Annotated in this window: 17 protein-coding genes and 1 pseudogene; 8 read left to right on the top strand and 10 right to left on the bottom strand. The window is 71.8% G+C overall.

The features are described from left to right. Positions 1 to 184: 184 nt before the first annotated feature. Complete coding sequence (locus tag QQS16_RS25740) at positions 185 to 1,309, top strand: acyltransferase family protein (protein ID WP_286066450.1); 1,125 nt, start codon at positions 185 to 187, stop codon at positions 1,307 to 1,309. Between the two features lie 200 nt (positions 1,310 to 1,509). On the opposite strand, the gene QQS16_RS25735 is transcribed toward QQS16_RS25740, so the two are convergent. Beyond that, on the bottom strand, positions 1,510 to 3,090 hold the full coding sequence (locus QQS16_RS25735; protein WP_286064222.1) for an acyl-CoA mutase large subunit family protein: 1,581 nt from the start codon (positions 3,088 to 3,090) through the stop codon (positions 1,510 to 1,512). A gap of 259 nt (positions 3,091 to 3,349) precedes the next feature. Here QQS16_RS25735 and QQS16_RS25730 point away from each other — a divergent pair, with 259 nt between their 5' ends. Further along, positions 3,350 to 4,270 carry a L,D-transpeptidase family protein gene (locus QQS16_RS25730; RefSeq protein WP_286064221.1) on the top strand — a complete coding sequence of 307 codons (921 nt, stop codon included), beginning with the start codon at positions 3,350 to 3,352 and terminating at the stop codon, positions 4,268 to 4,270. Between the two features lie 468 nt (positions 4,271 to 4,738). Here QQS16_RS25730 and QQS16_RS25725 read toward each other — a convergent pair whose 3' ends face one another. The 3 genes from QQS16_RS25725 to QQS16_RS25715 form a co-directional block, all read right to left on the bottom strand. After that, complete coding sequence (locus QQS16_RS25725) at positions 4,739 to 5,776, bottom strand: hypothetical protein (RefSeq protein ID WP_286064220.1); 1,038 nt, start codon at positions 5,774 to 5,776, stop codon at positions 4,739 to 4,741. Then, positions 5,776 to 6,438 (bottom strand): RNA polymerase sigma factor, encoded by a 663-nt coding sequence (locus QQS16_RS25720; RefSeq protein ID WP_286064219.1) that lies wholly within the window; start codon positions 6,436 to 6,438, stop codon positions 5,776 to 5,778. Before QQS16_RS25720 ends, QQS16_RS25725 begins: the two co-directional genes overlap by 1 nt. Positions 6,439 to 7,146: 708 nt before the next feature. Then, positions 7,147 to 7,542 (bottom strand): RidA family protein, encoded by a 396-nt coding sequence (locus tag QQS16_RS25715; protein WP_286066449.1) that lies wholly within the window; start codon positions 7,540 to 7,542, stop codon positions 7,147 to 7,149. Between the two features lie 210 nt (positions 7,543 to 7,752). On the opposite strand from QQS16_RS25715, the gene QQS16_RS25710 reads away from it, so the two are divergent. Next, positions 7,753 to 8,727: a helix-turn-helix transcriptional regulator gene (locus tag QQS16_RS25710; protein WP_286064218.1), complete on the top strand. Its 975-nt coding sequence runs from the start codon at positions 7,753 to 7,755 to the stop codon at positions 8,725 to 8,727. Between the two features lie 127 nt (positions 8,728 to 8,854). On the opposite strand, the gene QQS16_RS25705 is transcribed toward QQS16_RS25710, so the two are convergent. The 6 genes and pseudogenes from QQS16_RS25705 to QQS16_RS25680 all read right to left on the bottom strand — a co-directional run bounded on the left by QQS16_RS25705 (position 8,855) and on the right by QQS16_RS25680 (position 14,544). Next, on the bottom strand, positions 8,855 to 9,409 hold the full coding sequence (locus QQS16_RS25705; RefSeq protein ID WP_286064217.1) for a hypothetical protein: 555 nt from the start codon (positions 9,407 to 9,409) through the stop codon (positions 8,855 to 8,857). A gap of 696 nt (positions 9,410 to 10,105) precedes the next feature. Then, complete coding sequence (locus tag QQS16_RS25700) at positions 10,106 to 10,723, bottom strand: RNA polymerase sigma factor (protein WP_286064216.1); 618 nt, start codon at positions 10,721 to 10,723, stop codon at positions 10,106 to 10,108. A 222-nt stretch (positions 10,724 to 10,945) separates the two neighbouring features. After that, positions 10,946 to 11,419: a hypothetical protein gene (locus tag QQS16_RS25695; RefSeq protein ID WP_286066448.1), complete on the bottom strand. Its 474-nt coding sequence runs from the start codon at positions 11,417 to 11,419 to the stop codon at positions 10,946 to 10,948. Between the two features lie 51 nt (positions 11,420 to 11,470). Beyond that, a pseudogene (locus tag QQS16_RS25690) lies at positions 11,471 to 12,086 on the bottom strand (hypothetical protein). Positions 12,087 to 12,162: 76 nt separating this feature from the next. Beyond that, on the bottom strand, positions 12,163 to 12,759 hold the full coding sequence (locus QQS16_RS25685) for a hypothetical protein (protein WP_286064215.1): 597 nt from the start codon (positions 12,757 to 12,759) through the stop codon (positions 12,163 to 12,165). Positions 12,760 to 12,891: 132 nt separating this feature from the next. Then, the gene (locus QQS16_RS25680; RefSeq protein ID WP_502963841.1) at positions 12,892 to 14,544 is read right to left on the bottom strand and encodes a beta-N-acetylhexosaminidase; all 1,653 of its coding nucleotides are present in this window, start codon (positions 14,542 to 14,544) and stop codon (positions 12,892 to 12,894) included. A gap of 154 nt (positions 14,545 to 14,698) precedes the next feature. Here QQS16_RS25680 and QQS16_RS25675 point away from each other — a divergent pair, with 154 nt between their 5' ends. The 5 genes from QQS16_RS25675 (at position 14,699) to QQS16_RS25655 (ending at position 18,916) form a co-directional block, all read left to right on the top strand. Continuing rightward, the gene (locus QQS16_RS25675; RefSeq protein ID WP_286064214.1) at positions 14,699 to 15,304 is read left to right on the top strand and encodes a 2-oxo-4-hydroxy-4-carboxy-5-ureidoimidazoline decarboxylase; all 606 of its coding nucleotides are present in this window, start codon (positions 14,699 to 14,701) and stop codon (positions 15,302 to 15,304) included. Between the two features lie 190 nt (positions 15,305 to 15,494). Further along, a complete protein-coding gene (gene sdhC / locus QQS16_RS25670; protein WP_286064213.1) occupies positions 15,495 to 15,875 on the top strand; it encodes a succinate dehydrogenase, cytochrome b556 subunit in 381 nt (126 codons plus the stop codon). Positions 15,876 to 15,880: 5 nt separating this feature from the next. Beyond that, a complete protein-coding gene (locus QQS16_RS25665; protein ID WP_286064212.1) occupies positions 15,881 to 16,363 on the top strand; it encodes a succinate dehydrogenase hydrophobic membrane anchor subunit in 483 nt (160 codons plus the stop codon). A gap of 19 nt (positions 16,364 to 16,382) precedes the next feature. Then, positions 16,383 to 18,137, top strand: a complete 1,755-nt coding sequence (gene sdhA, locus QQS16_RS25660) for a succinate dehydrogenase flavoprotein subunit (protein WP_286064211.1) — start codon at positions 16,383 to 16,385, stop codon at positions 18,135 to 18,137. Continuing rightward, entirely contained in the window at positions 18,137 to 18,916 is a 780-nt protein-coding gene (locus QQS16_RS25655; RefSeq protein WP_286064210.1) for a succinate dehydrogenase iron-sulfur subunit, read from the top strand. Before sdhA ends, QQS16_RS25655 begins: the two co-directional genes overlap by 1 nt. The last annotated feature ends 20 nt before the right edge of the window (positions 18,917 to 18,936 follow it).

Here is an 18,936-nt window from a genome sequence, read left to right as displayed (position 1 = left end):
TTGGGTTTATCGCAGCGTGGGGGGATTCTGGGGAAACTTAGAAAGCCAAAACGACATTCAGGTGAACTCACCGGGACCACGCGGCCAATCGTTGGCTCGCCGGTCCGGACATCCCTGTGATTCGGACTAACGTGCTGACAAGTACCCGAAGGAACGCCCGTACGAGGGGAATTTCGTGACCAACATGACCGTCCGGCCGGTGCCCGACGCGTCCGCGCCCGTGCTGCCCCCGCCGGAGGGGACGGGTGCCCGGCGAAAGCCCCGGCTGCGCGCCCTGGACGGGCTGCGTCTGGTCGCCGCGCTGATGGTGGCCGCCTATCACTACGGCGGCCGGGGCGGCGAGATCACCCACGCCTGGGGAAGTTCACCGGAGCGGCAGTTCCCCACGCTGCACAACTATTTCGCCTACGGCTGTCTCGGCGTCCAGATCTTCTTCGTGATCAGCGGGTTCGTGATCTGCATGAGCGGATGGGGCCGCCCCCTGAAGTCGTTCTTCGCCTCCCGCGCCTCCCGGCTGCTGCCCGCGTACTGGGCGGCGGTCCTGCTGGTGACGGCGGTGTTCGCGCTGCCGGTGGTCACCTACACGGCGCTGTCGCCGAGCGACACGCTGGTGAACCTGACAATGCTTCAGTATCCGCTGGGCGTGGACCGGGTGCTGGGGGTGTGCTGGACGCTGTGGGCGGAGGTCCGCTTCTACGCCCTGTTCGCCCTCTGTGTCGTGCTGCCCGGCGCCTCCCGGCGCCGCGTGATCCTGTTCTGCGCGGGCTGGACCCTCGCGGCGACCATCGCCCAGGGCGCCCGACAGCCGCTGCTGGACACCGTGTTCATGCCGGAGTACGCCCCGTTCTTCATCGGCGGCGTCGGCCTCTACCTCGTCCACCGCGACCGCACGGACGTCTACGGCTGGGGCATCGTGGCCGTGAGCTTCCTGATCGGCCAGCACTACGCGGTACGCGAGCTGTGGAACGCGGCGGACCCGAACGCCTTCGCCCACCGCACCTCGTCCGGGATCGTCCTGGTCGTCGCCCTCGGCTTCCTCGCGGTCGCCGCGGTCGCCCTGGGCTGGCTGGGCTGGGCCGACTGGCGCTGGCTGACCGTGGCGGGGGCCCTGACCTACCCGTTCTACCTGGTCCACGAGCACCTCGGCTGGGTCGTGGTGCACACCCTGCACGTCGACCTGGGCCTGCCCTCGGCGCCGACCTTCGCTCTCACGGTCGCGTCGATGCTCCTCCTGGCCTGGCTCCTGAACCGTTTCGTCGAAAAGCCACTGACCCCCAGACTGCGGACGGCGCTGGCCAAGGTCCGCTGACAGTACGTCAGGGAGTTGGGCCCGGGCTGACCGAGGGGGCCTCCAGGGCGGGCACCAGTCCGTCGAGCACGGGTAGCGCGGCGTGGCACCGGGCGACCTGCCGACGGGCTGGACGGACCGCACCAACTGAAGCCGCCGGTCAGTCCCGGTGTCCGGGCAGCTCCCTCGGAGCTGGGTCAGCCCCCGGGTGAACCGCTCGCTCAGAACGCGTCCGAGGGCACATAGGTCCCCCAGACACCCCGGAGCGCGTTGCACACCTCGCCCACGGTCGCCCGGGCCCGCAGCGCGTCCTTCATCGGGTAGAGGACGTTGTCCTCTCCCTCGGCCGCCTTCTTCAGGGCGTCCAGTGCCGCGTCGACCGCCGCCTGGTCCCGCTCCGCCCGCAGCCTGGCCAGCCGCTCCGCCTGCTGGGCCTCGATGGCGGGGTCGACGCGCAGGGGCTCGTACGGCTCCTCCTCGTCGAGCTGGTAGCGGTTGACGCCGACCACGACCCGCTCGCCGGAGTCGGTCTCCTGCGCGATCCGGTAGGCGGAGCGCTCGATCTCGCCCTTCTGGAAACCGTGCTCGATGGCGTTGACCGCGCCGCCGAGGTCCTCGACCTTCCGCATCAGCTCGACCGCCGCCGCCTCGACGTCGTCGGTCATCCTCTCGATGACGTAGGACCCGGCGAACGGGTCGACCGTCGCGGTCACGTCCGTCTCGTAGGCGAGGACCTGCTGGGTGCGCAGGGCCAGGCGCGCGGACTTGTCCGTCGGCAGCGCGATGGCCTCGTCGAAGGAGTTGGTGTGCAGGGACTGCGTGCCGCCGAGGACCGCGGCCAGGCCCTGCACCGCCACGCGGACCAGGTTCACCTCGGGCTGCTGGGCCGTCAGCTGCACGCCCGCCGTCTGCGTGTGGAAGCGCAGCATCAGCGACTTGGGGTTCTTCGCGCCGAACTCCTCGCGCATCACCTTCGCCCAGATCCGGCGGGCGGCGCGGAACTTCGCGACCTCCTCCAGGATCGTCGTACGGGCCACGAAGAAGAAGGAGAGGCGGGGCGCGAAGTCGTCGACGTCCATGCCGGCCGCGACCGCGGTGCGCACGTACTCGATGCCGTCCGCCAGCGTGAACGCGATCTCCTGCGCGGGCGTGGCACCCGCCTCGGCCATGTGGTAGCCGGAGATCGAGATGGTGTTCCACTTCGGGATCTCGGCCTGGCAGTACTTGAAGATGTCCGCGATCAGCCGCAGGGAGGGCTTGGGCGGGAAGATGTACGTCCCGCGCGCGATGTACTCCTTCAGCACGTCGTTCTGGATCGTGCCGGTGAGCTTGTCCGCGGGCACGCCCTGCTCCTCGGCGACCAGTTGGTACAGGAGCAGCAGCAGGGAGGCCGGGGCGTTGATCGTCATCGACGTGGACACCTTGTCCAGCGGGATCCCGCCGAACAGCACCCGCATGTCGTCGATCGAGTCGATCGCCACGCCCACCTTGCCGACCTCACCGCTCGCGATCGGGGCGTCCGAGTCGTGGCCCATCTGGGTCGGCAGGTCGAAGGCGACCGACAGGCCCATCGTGCCGTTGGCGATCAGCTGCTTGTAGCGGGCGTTGGACTCCGTCGCCGTACCGAAACCCGCGTACTGGCGCATCGTCCAGGGCCGGCCGGTGTACATCGACGGGTACACGCCCCGGGTGAAGGGGTACGACCCCGGCTCGCCGAGCTTCTCCGCCGGGTCCCAGCCATCCAGGGCCTCGGGCCCGTACACCGGCTCGATGGGCAGCCTGGACTCCGACTCGCGCGACATGGTGTGTTGCCTCCCGCTGAGCAGTTACTCGCAGTTACCAGCTGGTACGGTCCGACCCTTCGACGGACTGTAGCGGTGGGCGTGCTTCCGGTGCAGGCCAGCACGCTGGGACCTTGCTCACAGGGGTGCTGCGGTCCCCGTCACAACCATGCCGCGCCGTTCGCCGGGCGTCATTCAGGGGGAACATCTCAGGTGACATCCGAGCGCATCGGTGAGACGGCGGGGGTCCGCAGTGCGTATGACGGGCATGGGCGTGGGCATGGCGAGCAGGACGGGCAGGGGGAGAGGCATCGTCGCGCTGCTCGCCCTGGCCACGGTGTGCGGCTGCACGGTGCAGACCACGGACGGGGACGGGCAGCCCCGGTCGCCGGTGCGCATCGACGTCCCCGGCAGCGCGCCGCCCTCCACGAAGGCCGACGCCCCGAGCGGGGACGCCGACGGCGGCGACCGCGGTGACGGCGGTGACGACGACGGCCGCGGCGGCCGGAGCGACGAGGACAGCGGCGCCGATGACAAGCCGAGCGCGCCGCCCGCTCCCGAGCCCGCGCCCGTCGTCCTGTGGTCCCGGGGCGACACCGGCCGGGACGTCCGCGAGCTCCAGGCCCGGCTGCGGCAGGTCGCCTGGCTCTTCGACGGGCCGACGGGGACGTACGACGACCTGACGGAGCGGGCGGTCAGGGGCTTCCAGGGCAAGCGCGGGCTGCCGAGGACGGGCGAGACGGACACCGTCACCTGGCAGCGGCTGCTGCGGATGACGCGCGAGCCGGGCACCTGGGACCTCTACCTGATGGGCGGTCAGCCGGCCGCCGCGCCGGACCCCCGCTGCCTGACCGGGCGGGCGCTGTGCATCAACAAGTCGAGCCGCACCCTGCGCTGGATGGTCGACGGCCGCACGGTCATGACGGTGCCGGTCCGCTTCGGCTCGCAGTACACACCGACGCGCGAGGGTGTGTTCCGCGTCTACTGGAAGTCCCGCCACCATGTGTCGACGCTGTACGACGCGCCGATGCCGTACGCCATGTTCTTCAGCGGCGGCCAGGCCGTGCACTACTCCTCCGACTTCGCGGCCCGCGGTTACGCCGGCGCCTCGCACGGCTGCGTCAACGTACGGGACGAGACGGCCATCGCGGAGATGTTCGCGCGGGTGAGGAACGGCGACAAGGTCGTCGTCCACTGGTGACACCGGCGACGGATCTGGGGCGCGGGCGGGACCGGGGGAACATGTCCCGCCCGCGCCGATGTGCACGAGCCGTGGTACGGGGGGAACCCCGGCTCTGTGCGACGGCCGATGACCAGTCGGCTCACTCAGTACTGCGTCCCGGGGGACGGAAACGTCACACCCTGCCCGAGAAAATTTCGGCGAGCTGGGAAACAGCAGATCAGGCGCCTCTTCCTGCGAAGAGCCAAGGGCGTCGGAGGACTCCGGACGACACCGGGCGACCCGGTGGACACCGGAGTGCCCGCGCCACCGTCAGGGCCGTGGCGCTTGCCGTGAAGGTCGCCGTGCCATTGTCTCGGCCTTGGCGCCGGACACGGGTGCGGGGCCTAGTGCCGTGGCAGGCAACGTTCGCCCCGTCGCGACGCCCGGCACGCCCTCTCGCCGCACCGGACGCCGCTCCTTGACGGGCGAACGTTGCCTGCCGCGGCACTAGTTGCCGCCCTTGCCACCCTTGCCGCCCCTGCCCTTGTGGGCCCTGCCGTTCTTGCCGTTCTTGCCGTTCTTGCCGTTCTTGCCGTTCTTGCCGCCGCGGTCGTCCCGGTCGGCCTTGTCATCGTTGTCAGCGCTGCCGCTGTCGCCGGTGACGCCGCTCCTGGTCCCGCCCTTGGCGCCCCCCTCGGCCCCGCTCCTCGCGCCGCCCTTGGCCTCGTCGTCCTGGGACGACGTGCCGGCCAGCACGGACTCGCAGTACTTCCTGACGTACGCGGAGCCGCCCGCCGCGCCCTCCAGGGCACGCCTGCGGTCGGGGGCCAGTCCCCTGCCGTCGCGCACGTCCCGGCAGGCCGCCGGGGCACCGCTCCACCGGGTGTCCGGACGCCCCGGCCGGTCGTCGGAGCCCGTGCCGCCGCCGGTGTCCGGGGAGGAGCCCCGGCGTGCGGTGTCGCGGGGCACGCGCTGGCCGGGGTCGGCCGCACCGCCGGACGGGGGCGCGCTCCCGGAGGCCCCGTGCGACGGCGTGCCCACCGGACGGTCCGGTGTCACCGCGGCCGAGACCGAGGAGGCGGGGGCGCCCGGGCCGGTGCCGCCGAACGGCGTCGGCAGGACTCCGGTTCCGGCCGCGGCGGCGACTCCGCCGACCATTCCGACGGTGAGCGCGGCGGCCAGACCGAGGCGGACGGTACGGCTCCGGCGGGGACCGGGTCCGCCCCGGCCGGGGCCGCCGATGCGGACGAGTCCGGCGTCGGCGGAACGGACACGGGAGCGGCCGGAAGGGGTCCGCTCAGCGGCCGGCTCACCGGCCCGGTCGTCGGCGCGGTCCGCGCGCGCCTTGCGGAAGGCGGCCAGCGCGGCGGCCTCGCCGGGGAGTTCCGCGCTGGTCGGCGGGGGTTCCACGGAGAGCGCGTCCAGGGTCTTCGCGAGCCGTTCGGCCCGGTCGCGGGCGGCCACGTCGACGGCTTCGAGGGACTCTCCGCTCAGCAGACGCTCCGCCGTTTCGCGGTCCAGCCACCGGTACTGCTCGTCGGCCATCACATGTCCTTCTGCGTCCGCGCGCGCGTATGCGTCACACTCGCGGACGTCACCGCGCCACCGCGCGGTTCTCGCTGGGGAGGCAGGGCGTCGAGGACGTCCGTCGATTCCGCATCGTCGTCGAGCAGCTCCGCGAGCCGTTTCAGACCGCGGTGCGCGGCGGTCCGTACGGCACCCGGGCGTTTGCCGAGTGTCTCGGCGGCGCTCTTCGCGTCGAGGCCCACGACCACGCGCAGGACGACGGCCTCGGCCTGGTCCTGCGGCAGCCGGGCGATCAGGGACAGCGTGGTGTCGGTGGCCAGGGCCTCGATGGCCTCGCCCGCGGTGTCCGACTCGGCGGGCTTGCCGGTCAGCTCGGTCTCGTCGCCGACCGTCGCCGGGCGGCGCCCGCGCATCCGTATGTGGTCCAGGGCGCGGTTGCGGGCTATCCGGGCGGCCCAGCCGCGGAAGCGGTCCGCGTCCCCGCTGAACCGCTCCAGGTCACGGGCGATCTGCAACCAGGCCTCGGACGCCACGTCCTCGGCGTCCGGGTCGCCGACCAGCGTCCGGACGTATCCGAGCAGCCGCGGGTGCACGGCGCGGTACACAGTCCGGAACGCGGTCTCGTCCCCGTCCCGCGCCGCAAGCACCGCGGCCGTCAGCTCCGCGTCGTCCCCCAGCACCCGTACGCCCTTTGCGCCTCAACCGGCGCCGCTCTCGCGGACCGGGTCTTCGCCGTCGTGGTTCCTCGATCGATGGTCGCGGATCGATGGTCGCGGTGTCCGGGACCGCGGATGTCGCGGTGGTCGTGCGCCCGCCGCGCCCCGGCGCGAAAGGCACGTTACGACCTGAAACCGCCGCTCGTCCATGTCCGTACAAGGCGCGACCACGTTGTCATACGGCGAGGCCGCGACGGGGTGTGACACAAAACGCCCGCCTGGCGCTGTAGGGAGTACGGGCCGCCGCGCGGCCCGTGCCGCGCGACGGCCGGGGCCTCTCCTGTGGGGGGTGGCGGCCCCGGCCGTCTCCGCGGTTCCGGGGCTCTGCCCTCGCACGCTGCGCGGAGGACGGGACCGGCGCGACCAACGCGTGACCAGCGGTCCGGATACGACATGTGTCCTGTCCGGCACGATGCAGGCGCCGTCCGGACGCGTCCGGGACCCTGGACACCGTGGTGTGCACCTGCCAGACCGCGGCCGTGACACCGTCCGGTGACTTTCACAGCTCGGTCGGCAACTTCCTGCTCTCCTCCGTCGTCTGGTCCGCGCCCTGGTACGCGATCCACGTCCCGTCCGTCCGCTGCGCCGCGGCGAGCACGGCCTCGGCCACCAGCCCCACACGACAACAAGGGTCCGGGCCGCGTCGTCAAACGGCACCCACTCATGCCGGCTTCACGCGACGGCGGTTCCCTCCAGCTCGACCAGCTGGCCGGGGATCGCCAGGCGGGTCACGCCGAGCATGGTGGTGGCGGGCGCCACCGCGGCGGCGCCCAACCGCGCCGCCAGCACCGCGTAGTGCTGGAGAAGCAGGTCGACGTCGGTCGTGTAGACGTTGAGCCGGACCAGGTGCGCGAGAGACATGCCGGCCTCGCCGAGCACGGCCTCCACGTTGTCGACGCTCAGTGCCAACTGAGCCGCCATGTCACCGTCATGCTCGGGCTTGCCGTCGCCGCTCATCGCGGTCTGGCCCGAGAGGTACAGCGTCCGGGTGTGCCCGGAGACGACCTCACCCTGGTTGAAGCCCATGTCCACCGACCACGTCACCGGGTTGATCGCCGTTCGTTCCATCGCCACGTCAGCTCCATTCGATTCACGGGAGGGGGCGTACGCGGGAAGTAGGCAGGGAGGACGTACGGAGGTCGTACGGCCATCGCTCGGCTGCCGTCGGCCCCGACGTCCTCGACGTCCTGTTCCTCCTCGTCGCCCCTCGTCGTCCTGGCAATGAGCCTGACAACAAATCACGACATCCTTGGTCACGTATTTCGATAGAGTTCTCGTATGCGCGCCGACCGGCTGGTCTCGTTGGTGCTTCTGCTGCGTCAGCGCGGCCGGCTGACCGCGGACACACTGGCCCGGGAGCTCGAGGTATCCACCCGCACCGTGCTGCGCGACATCGAGGCACTGTCCGCGGCCGGCGTCCCGGTCTACGCCGAACGCGGCCGGCACGGCGGTTTCGTGCTGTCACCCGGTTTCCGGACCGAGCTCACCGGGCTGAACCACGACGAGGCCCTCGCCCTGCTGACCGCCGGATCGGGGCGCGGTGAGCAGGTGTTCGGCCTCGGCTCGGCACTGTCCTCGGCCATGCGGAAGGTGGTCGACGCGCTGCCCGAGCGCCACCGGGCCACCGCGAGCGACGCGGTCCAGCGGTTTCTCGTCGACCCGGAGACCGACCTGCTGTCACGTCGGCTGGTGACCGACGAGGTACCCGGCACCACGATGGTCGAGGTCCGGCGCGCGGTGCTCGCCGGACACAAGCTGCGCATCCACTACGCGGCCACGGACCGGACCCCGCAGTGGCGCACGGTGGACCCGATCGGCCTGGTCACCGTGCGCGACCGGGCCTACCTGCTGGCCACGAGATCCGGTGCGGACCGCACCTACCGGCTGTCACGGGTGCTGGCCGCCGAGGCACTCCCCGAGCCGGCGGAGCGGCCGAACCAGGTCGATCTGGACCGGATCTGGCGAGAGCGCTCCGCGCGGTTCCTCTCAGCGGGTGACCACATCACCGTGCTGGTACGGGTGAACCCGGCGCGGCGCGAGGAGCTGCTGGACACCGCGCTGGCCGTGCGCGCGGAAGACCCCGACGCGGACGGCTGGCTCCGGCTGAAGGTGACCTTCCAGGACACCCGACACGCCGACTGGGCGCTGTGGCAGCTCGGCACGGACGCGGAGGCCCTGGCCCCGCGGTCGTTGCGCACCTCGCTGCGCGAGCGCGCCGCCGCCATGGCGACGCGCTACGGAGACTCACCCTGAGGGAAGATCGAGCAGCCGGCCCGACAGGCACGAGGGAGAGGGCGAGGGAGAGGGCGAGAGCGATGACGGTCCTGCCGACTCGGGCGGGGAAGCAGGGTGGTGGCGGTCCGGCCCGTGGCCAGGACGGTTACTTCTTCTTCCCCTTGGCACTGTCGGCCGCCCGGTCGTCACCGACGCCCGCGCCGTCGGGAGTGACGGGCTTTCCGGGCCCGGTCGGCCCGGTGGGCGCGGTCGGCCCCGTGGGCTTGGTCGGCCCCGTGGGCTTGGTCGGTCTGTCGTCGACCGTCGGTCCCGCCGCTTGTTGCTCCGTTCGGTCCGCTTGTTCCGCTTGTTCCGCACAGTAGGCGCGGACGTTCCCCTCGCCGCCCGCCGCGGTGACCAGCCCCTGCCAGGCCGTCGCGTCGAGCGCCTTCCCGCGGCCCGCGACCTGCTCGTACGCACGACAGCGGGCCACCGTGTCCCGCGCGGTGTCCGGCCGGCCCGACGGACCGGGAGTGCGGGCATGCGGAGAGGGCGGGGCCGCCGGGCCGCTCGGGCGGACGGCGGTGCTCGTCGTCGGGCTCGGACGGCTGGGCCTGTCTCCTCCGGCACCGTCCGAGCCGGGGCCCGCCGTCCCGATCGCCGCGAAGGCGACACCGCCGAGCGTCAGACTCGCGAGGACCACGGAGAGCGTGGCCCTCACCGAAGGCGCGCCCCGCCGCTGTCCGCGGGTCCGCCAGTCGTCCCGCCGCCGGGTACGCGCCCGATGCGCCCCCGAGTCCCGAGCGGCCCGAAACGCAGCCACCGCCCGCTCCTCAGCCTCGCCACCACCAAGGGCACTCCCACGCAGCGCACCACCCAACAGCGCCTCCAGGGGCGGAGGGGTTCCGGCGCCACCGGGAGTGCCGGCGGACGTGGAGGCGGAGGCGGAGCCATACGCCGGGCCGGACACCGGGCGTGGCCGGGAGCCGGGCACCGAACCTGACCCGGCACCCGACACCGGACCGGACACGGAACGCGCCTCCGGCTCAGCCTCGAGACCCACGCCAGGCCCGGTCCCCGTACCCGACACCCCACCGGTCTCGGTCTGCGCCCCCGGCTCAGCCCCGGCACCGGTCGCGGACCCGGGCGCGGACCCGGGCGCCGAACCACTCCCCGAACCGGCCCCAGCCCCCGTCCCCCGGTCCGCCCCCGAACCGCCGGCCCCAGCCCCCGCCTCCCGGTCCGCCCCCGAGCCGGGCGTCGGGCTCGTCCCCGGGTCGGGGTCCGGGCCGGGCGTCGGGTGCACACGCCGACGGCCGGGGACCCCGCTGCCGTTCTGCCGCTCACCCATGTCCTGTCCGTTTCTGTCCGTGCCCGGCCGGACCTGTCCGGCCGTCCGGTGGCCGACGGCCGCCCGTCATGTCGACTCCCCCAGCGTGCTGGGGTCCTCATCCGTCACACGCTCCGCGCCGAGCTGGCGGGCCAGCCGCTTCAGTCCCCGGTACGCGGCCGTACGCACCGCGCCGGGCCGCTTGCCCAGGACGCGCGCGGCGCCGGGGCCGTCCAGGCCGACGACCACCCGCAACAGCACCGCCTCCGCCTGGTCGCGGGGCAGGCCGCGGACCAGCTCCAGGGCGTACTCCGTGGACAGGGACTCCAGCGCCTGCTCGTGCGTGCTGCTCGGCCCGGGCAGCTCCAGTACGTCCTGTTCGAGCGCCGACGCCCGCGGCCGTACCCGCTGCCGGCGCAGATGGTCCAGCGCCCGGTGCCGGGCGATGGTCGCGCTCCAGCCCCGGAACCCGGCCCCGTCCCCCTGGAACCGGCCGAGGTCGCGGGCGATCTCCAGCCAGGCGTCGGAGGCCACGTCCTCGGCGTCGTCGCCGACGAGCCCGCGCAGGTACCCGAGCAGGGCGGGCTGCACGATCCGGTAGGCGACCGCGAAGGCCGCCTCGTCACCTTGCTGGGCCCGCGCGACGGCCGCGCCCAGTTCCCCGTCGTACGCCTGCGCGCGGCGGGGTTCCCGTCCCTGGCCCAAGAACTGTCCTCGTCCGTACCGAGTCCGTGGCGGATCCACGGCCCGCGACCACGCCGCCGTCCGCCTCCGCCCCCACGATGATCAGCGCCGGACCGCACCGAAGTGTCACAGCCGGTTCCCCTCCCGGTGACGTCCGGTGAGGTCCGCTGAGGTCCACGCGCTGTGCACGGGGGTCCCGTCGACGGCCCATGGCGACCCCAGCGCCCAGCACCCCCGCGCCCCCTACCGCCGCGCCGCCCCCGTCGCCTCCCGGCACAGCAGCCGCAGCGATCCGTCACCGGCGAAGCAGCGGCGGGCCTCGTCGATCGGGTCCCACAGACGGCCGTCCGGGGTGCGGATCCAGTGGTCGCCCCCGGACGCCCACCACTCCGCGCCCGTCTGCCGGACGATCACCTCACCGGCGTACGCCCCGAAGCCGCGCAGCACGTTCTCGACGGCGGCGTACGGTGCCCGCTCCCGGCGTATCCCGTCGATCATCCGGTCGACACGCCACAGGCTCTGCGCCGAGTAGTCGAGCCGCAGCCTCGCTCCCTCGCGCATCGTCGCCACCGTGTCCGCCGCCCACCGCACCGGCTTCGTCGCGGCGGAGGGCCTGGTCTCCCGCTGAGTCGTCGTCACATGCGGGAAAGCGTCCCGGCGCGGGGATTCGTCACCCGGATCCGGCGGGTGCCCGAGACCGGCGCAGGACCGGCCCACCGCCACCGCACGACGGTCACAGGACCCGCCCATGAACGGGGTTTACGTCCGTCAGGTCGTCGGCGCCCCGGCCGCCCGGCCGCGCTTCCCCCGCGCCCGGCGTGACACGACCGCGCGCAGCACACGCCGGCCCTCCGTCGACACCTCCAGCACGCGGCGCAGCCCGCCGGCTCCGTGTTCCGCGAGGAGTTCCAGTACGGCGATCTGACGGCGCAGTTCGGCGGCGACGAGCGGCGACACACCTTCCGTACGGCCCGCCCGGCGGGCGTCGGCCGAGGCCGCGTCCGCCTGCTCGGGAGCCGCGCCTTCCAGCAGGCGGTGGATCCTGAGCGAGGCGACCGAGCAGCCGTCGGCCCACACCCGCACCTCGGCGGCGGCGGGCTCGGCGGGGACGGTGGCAAGCATCCGGCGGGCCAGCAGGACGGCGACGTCCGCGGCGGGCTCCCCCGGACCGGCCTCCGCGGCGGTTGCCGCCGAGCTTGCCGCGCACCTGCTCCAGCCGCTCACCCCACTCGCCGGTGTCACCGCCCTCGGCGAGCTGGGCCCACAGGGGCCGCAGGGCTTCGTCGTCACCCCCCAGCAGGGGCAGGCACCGGTCCAAACAGGCCAAGCCACTGGCGGCCAGTCCGCGCTCGTCCGCCTGAGCGATCAGTTCCACCAGGCTCATCCACGCCTCCCTCGCCAGGCGGTCATCCCTGACGGAGGCCGCACTTCCCCTTACTGCGCGCGACGGCCCGGGAGTGTCACAGCGGCACCACGCCGAGCCGGTCGAGCAGCCGGAAGAAGAGGTTTTCGGCCAGCTGACCGGCCGCCTCGGACGCGGCGGCCCCAGTCTCGGTCTGGGCGCTCAGCACCTCCAGCAGCGGCTCCACGGCCACGGTGTGCCCGGCCTCGGCGGCCCAGGCGACGGCCCACTCGGCGGCGTCGCGGGGTTCGAGGAAGTAGTCCTCCAGAACCGGCCCGTCGTCGCCCCCGTCCGCCGGGTCCTCCCCGCCCCCCGAGTCGCCCCCCTCCCCCGGACCGCCCTCCGCGCCGATGCCGAGGTGTGCCGCCATCGCCGCCCGCCCCAGGCAGGCGGTCCACGCCCCGCTCTGCGGGCCCGCCGCCTCCACGACCGCCGACGCGCTGTCCATGACGTATCCGAAGAGCGCGGGCGCTCCCGTCTCCGCGGCGAGCGCGTTCATGTTCCCGACGGCCCCGTCCCGGCTCGGGTACTCCCAGACCTGCCACCCGCCCGGCGCGGACACCCGCAGGGTCATGCCCTCGGCGTCCGCGAGCGCGTCCAGCTCCGCGAGCGGCCGCTCCGCACGGCCCACGACGAAATAACCCCAATAGCCCATGTCCGTTCCCCCCGCGGCTCGGTGCTCTCGTTCCCATCGGTCCAGCTCGCGCCGAATACACCACAGTCGTACGCCCGTTCGCAGCCGTACGGGACAATCCGCCCCCGGCGCGCCCCCCCGGTACGCCCCGGTTCAGCCCAGCCGGTCGGCGAGCTCCTTGAACTCGGTCCAGGACAGCTCCGGCTCGTCCGGGTCCCACAGCTTCTGCACGGTCGCCCGCAGCGGCATCCGGATCCCGGCCGCGACCTGCGCCTGGGTCTGGCGGTTCGCCAGGTCGCACCAGACCGCGAAGGACCCGCCGAGGATCTGGCCGTCGTACTTGGCGGACACCGGCTGCGTGCCCCGCACGACGAGCGGGGTCCACTGCTCGTAGATGCGCTGCCCGGTCGGATAGACGAAGGTCAGCGGCTCGCCGAGGACGTAGTACAGGTACTCGTCGTTGTAGTTGACGAGCTTGCGTCCCGTGCTCAGGTACTCCACGGGCTGCCGTGCGCCGATCTCCTTGCCGGTCCAGTAGGCGACCTGGATGTCCTTGTCCGCCTGCACGGACGTACCCCGGAAGAAGCCGTCGTTCCAGGCGCGGGGGGCCTTGTCGTGGGCGCGCACGGTGTCGGCGCGGTCGTTGAGCCAGCCGGTGGTGAGGTCCTCGACGGTCGCGCCGGAGCCGTAGGCCTTTCTGGCGGCGGTGGCGAGCTGCGGGTAGGACGCCTCGGGGTCGGACACCACCAGCGCCTGGTACTCGTCGCCGCCGAGGTGCCACTGGCCCCCGGGGAAGAGGCCGGCGTACTCGTTCAGCAGGTCGTCGACGATCTCACCGGCCTTCGGGTCGGAGATGTCGACCGCTCCCCGCGTCGCCGCACCGCGCGCGTCACGCAACTGGAGATCGGGGTGCGCGGCGATCACCGCGCCCAGGTGTCCGGGCGAGTCGATCTCGGGCACGACCGTGATGTGCCGACTGGCCGCGAGGTCGACGATCTTCTTGACCTGCGCCTTGGTCAGGTGCTCCTCGGACACGATCTCCGGGTGGGAGTCGGACTCGATCCGGAACCCCTGGTCGTCGGAGAAGTGCAACCCCAGCTGGTTGAACTTCAGGTCGCCCAGCTCCCGGACGCGGTCCTCGATCCAGTCGGCCGTGAAGTGCTTGCGCGCGATGTCGAGCATGAAGCCGCGCACCGGCTTGGCCGGCTCGTCCCGTACGACACCCTCCGGCGCCGTACCGCCGTCGTGCACCTCCTGCTTGAGGGTGCGGGTCCCGTGGAACACCCCGGCCTCGCCGGGCCCGCTGATGTTCACCCGCCCACCGCGCACGGTCATGGTGTACGACTCCGGGTCCGCGCCCTCGTCGTCGTTCAGCGCCAGCCGGACGTCTCCGACGCGCACGTCGTCCTTCTCGCCCGCGTAGGTCAGCCCCAGTTCACCGGCGATCAGCCGCCCCTCGTCGGCCAGGCCCTCGTCGCCCACGACGACCCGCAGCCCCTTCGCCGGCTGCCAGCCGGGCCCGCGCGCCGGGGTGTGCGCGCGGACGGCGGGAATGGTGCGCGGGGCCGTGGACAGCGGGTACGAGCGGGTGGGCGTCGGGCTCGGGGTGGCCGGGGAGCTGGTGGGCAGGGCCGCGGACGGCCGGCCCTGCGCCGATCCCACGGGCTCGCCGTCACCGTCACCGCCGGTGGCCCACAGGCCGAGCCCCACTCCGGCGGCGACCATCACGACAACCATCGCGACGATCAGCACCCAGGTCTGGTTCAACGCGCTCTTCGCCGTCGTCCGGCGCCTGTGCTGGCTCACGGCGCCAACCTAGGCCCTCGGGGGACGTGCATCTGTCCACCACACGTTCCGAAACTCTCCCGTTCGGCTGAAATCCGGGCATCCGTCGGACACGTCATGTCCGCGCTCGATAGCCTGGCGCAACATCCCTCACGCTTCCCCTCCCGAAACCCACGTGACGCCCACAGACCTCCCTGGCCGAGTCGCCATACCGTCGCTGCCCGAGCAGACCCGGGACACGCCTGGCACGCCTTCCCCACTGGAGCACTTCAACACCGCTCCGGCCGACGCGGTGATGCCCCCGCTCCTCACCTGCCTCCGCAGCCTCCACTGGGCCCACCGGATCGCGGTCCACCGCCCGTACCCGACCCTGGACGCCCTGCTGGCCGCGTCCGACGAGGCGGCGTACGACCTGACCGCGGACGACCTGGCGGAGGCCCTGGCGGGAGAGGCCCTGCCGGTGCTGCCCGACGACGCCTACGCCGCCGCCCGCACCGCCCTGAGCGCGGCGCACGGAGCGTACGAGACCCAGTTCGGACACACGTTCGCCATCTGCCTGGATGGTCTCCCGCCCGCCGAACTCCCCGACCACCTGCTGGCAGCCATCCGGTCACGATTGACAAACGATCCGGAAGAGGAACGGGTGGTGACGGCGGAGGAACTCCGCCGCTTGGCGAGAGGACGGCTGCTCGCCCGTTTCGGTGACCCGAGGGACGCAGCGACCGCCCCGGGCACGGGAAACGGCACGGCCGGCTCCTACCGCGCCGTACTCGGCGGATAAGCGCACACCTCACCGCACAGGCCGCAAAGCTCACCCATCCGCATGCCACTTTGATCACACCGGTAGGCCCGACGTAAGCCCGGCGGCAACGCATCGCTACGATGCTGGGGGCCGGTGGACCGTACCCGGCCGGGCCCGTCCGACACAGAAGCCGGCGCGGCCCCAATCCCCGCTTGTGGAGGGTTCTTCCGTGCCGGCTGGAACGCTGTACCGCGGCCGGGAAGGAATGTGGTCCTGGGTGGCTCATCGAGTCACCGGCGTCCTCATCTTCTTCTTCCTGTTCGTTCACGTGCTGGACACCGCGCTCGTCCGTGTCTCCCCCGAGGACTACGACAAGGTCGTAGCCACCTACAAGACCCCGCTCGTCGCGTGCCTGGAGTACGGCCTCGTCGCCGCCATCCTGTTCCACGCGCTCAACGGTCTGCGCGTCATCGCCGTCGACTTCTGGTCGCAGGGCCCGCGCTACCAGAAGCAGATGTTCTGGACCGTGATGGGCGTCTGGGTCGTGCTGATGATCGGGGCGATCTACCCCGTCCTCGGCCACGCCTACCGTGAAGTGTTCGGGAGCTGACGCGCATGTCCACGACTGAAACCACCGCGCCCGGGATCGGCCCCGTCGAAGGCGGGTCGGTCCACACCGTCGACAATCCGGCCCCTCTCATCGAGGCCCCGCGCAAGCGCACGAAGAAGTCCCCGAAGTCCACACGGGGCAACTTCGAGATGGCCGCCTGGCTGTTCATGCGGCTGTCCGGCATCGTGCTGGTCGTCCTGGTCATCGGCCACCTGCTGATCCAGCTCGTGCTGGACGGCGGCGTCTCCAAGATCGGTTTCGCCTTCGTGGCGGGCCGCTGGGCGTCCCCGTTCTGGCAGGTCTGGGACCTGCTGATGCTGTGGCTCGCGATGCTGCACGGCGCCAACGGCCTGCGCACGATCATCAACGACTACGCGGAGCGGCCGGGCACCCGGCTGTGGCTCAAGGGCCTGCTCTACACCGCCACGGTGTTCACCATCCTGCTGGGCACGCTGGTGATCTTCACCTTCGACCCGAACATCCGCTAGGCACGGGGCTGCGAGAATCATGAAGATCCACAAGTACGACACCGTCATCGTCGGCGCCGGCGGCGCGGGCATGCGCGCGGCCATCGAGTCGACGAAGCGCAGCCGCACCGCGGTGCTCACCAAGCTCTACCCCACCCGCTCCCACACGGGCGCCGCGCAGGGCGGCATGGCCGCCGCGCTGGCCAACGTGGAGGAGGACAACTGGGAGTGGCACACCTTCGACACGGTCAAGGGCGGTGACTACCTGGTCGACCAGGACGCCGCCGAGATCCTGGCGAAGGAGGCCATCGACTCGGTCCTCGACCTGGAGAAGATGGGCCTGCCGTTCAACCGCACCCCGGACGGCACGATCGACCAGCGCCGCTTCGGCGGTCACTCCCGTAACCACGGCGAGGCGCCGGTCCGCCGCTCCTGCTACGCGGCCGACCGCACCGGCCACATGATCCTCCAGACCCTGTACCAGAACTGCGTCAAGGAGGGCGTGGAGTTCTTCAACGAGTTCTACGTCCTGGACCAGCTGATCACCGAGGTCGACGGTGTCAAGCGGTCGGCCGGTGTGGTGGCGTACGAGCTGGCCACCGGCGAGATCCACGTCTTCCAGGCGAAGGCCGTGATCTACGCGTCGGGCGGCTGCGGCAAGTTCTTCAAGGTGACGTCGAACGCGCACACGCTGACCGGTGACGGCCAGGCGGCCGTCTACCGGCGGGGCATCCCGCTGGAGGACATGGAGTTCTTCCAGTTCCACCCGACCGGCATCTGGCGCATGGGCATCCTGCTGACGGAGGGCGCCCGCGGTGAGGGCGGCATCCTCCGCAACAAGGACGGCGAGCGCTTCATGGAGAAGTACGCGCCGGTCATGAAGGACCTCGCGTCCCGTGACGTCGTCTCCCGCTCCATCTACACGGAGATCCGGGAAGGCCGCGGCTGCGGTCCCGAGGGCGACCACGTCTACCTGGACCTCACCCACCTCCCGCCGGAGCAGCTGGACGCCAAGCTCCCGGACATCACCGAGTTCGCCCGTACCTACCTCGGCATCGAGCCCTACACGGACCCGATCCCGATCCAGCCCACCGCGCACTACGCGATGGGCGGCATCCCGACGAACGTCGAGGGTGAGGTCCTCGCGGACAACACCACGGTGGTCCCGGGTCTGTACGCGGCCGGCGAGGTCGCGTGTGTGTCCGTGCACGGCGCCAACCGCCTGGGCACCAACTCCCTCCTGGACATCAACGTGTTCGGCAAGCGCGCGGGCATCGCCGCCGCCGAGTACTCCCAGAAGGCCGACTTCGTCGAGCTGCCCGAGGACCCGGCGCGGCTGGTGCTCGACCAGGTGGAGCGGCTGCGCGACGCCACCGGCACCGAGCGGGTGTCCGTCCTGCGGCGCGAGCTGCAGGAGACCATGGACGCGAACGTCATGGTGTTCCGCACCGAGCAGACGATCAAGACGGCGGTGGAGAAGATCGCCGAGCTGCGCGAGCGCTACCTGAACGTCTCGATCCAGGACAAGGGCAAGCGGTTCAACACGGACCTGCTGGAGGCCGTCGAGCTCGGCAACCTCCTGGACCTGGCCGAGGTCATGGCCGTGTCCGCCCTGGCGCGCAAGGAGTCCCGCGGCGGTCACTACCGCGAGGACTACCCGAACCGCGACGACGTCAACTTCATGCGCCACACCATGGCGTACCGCGAGGTGGGCGACGACGGCAGCGAGTCCATCCGTCTCGACTACAAGCCGGTCGTCCAGACCCGCTACCAGCCGATGGAGCGTAAGTACTGATGGCAACCCCGACCCTGGACAAGGCGGACGCGGCCGGCACGCCCGAGCCCGGCTTCGCCGACTCCCCGTACATCACGGCGACCTTCCGCGTCCGCCGCTTCAACTCCGAGGTCTCGGCGGAAGCGACCTGGGAAGACTTCCAGGTGGAGATCGACCCGAAGGAACGCGTCCTCGACGCCCTGCACAAGATCAAGTGGGAGCTGGACGGCACGCTGACGTTCCGCCGCTCCTGCGCGCACGGCATCTGCGGCTCGGACGCCATGCGGATCAACGGCAAGAACCGCCTGGCGTGCAAGACGCTGATCAAGGACCTCAGCCCCGAGAAGCCGATCACGGTCGAGCCCATCAAGGGCCTGACGGTCCTGAAGGACCTCGTGGTCGACATGGACCCGTTCTTCCAGGCGTACCGCGACGTCATGCCCTTCCTCATCACGAAGGACACGAACGAGCCGACGCGCGAGCGTCTTCAGACGGCCGAGGACCGCGAGCGCTTCGACGACACGACGAAGTGCATCCTCTGCGCGGCCTGCACGTCCTCGTGCCCGGTCTTCTGGAACGACGGCCAGTACTTCGGCCCGGCGGCCATCGTCAACGCCCACCGCTTCATCTTCGACTCGCGCGACGAGGCGGCCGAACAGCGCCTGGAGATCCTCAACGACCGCGACGGCGTCTGGCGCTGCCGCACGACCTTCAACTGCACGGACGCCTGCCCGCGCGGCATCGAGGTCACCAAGGCGATCCAGGAAGTGAAGCGAGCGCTGATCACGCGCCGCTACTGAGGTCCTTCACCTCACCTACG

It is taken from the genome of Streptomyces sp. ALI-76-A (genome assembly GCF_030287445.1).
In the GTDB taxonomy this organism is placed as follows: Bacteria; Actinomycetota; Actinomycetes; order Streptomycetales; family Streptomycetaceae; genus Streptomyces.
Note: the sequence above shows the minus strand (reverse complement) of the source record. Positions and strands in the feature narration are given on the sequence as shown.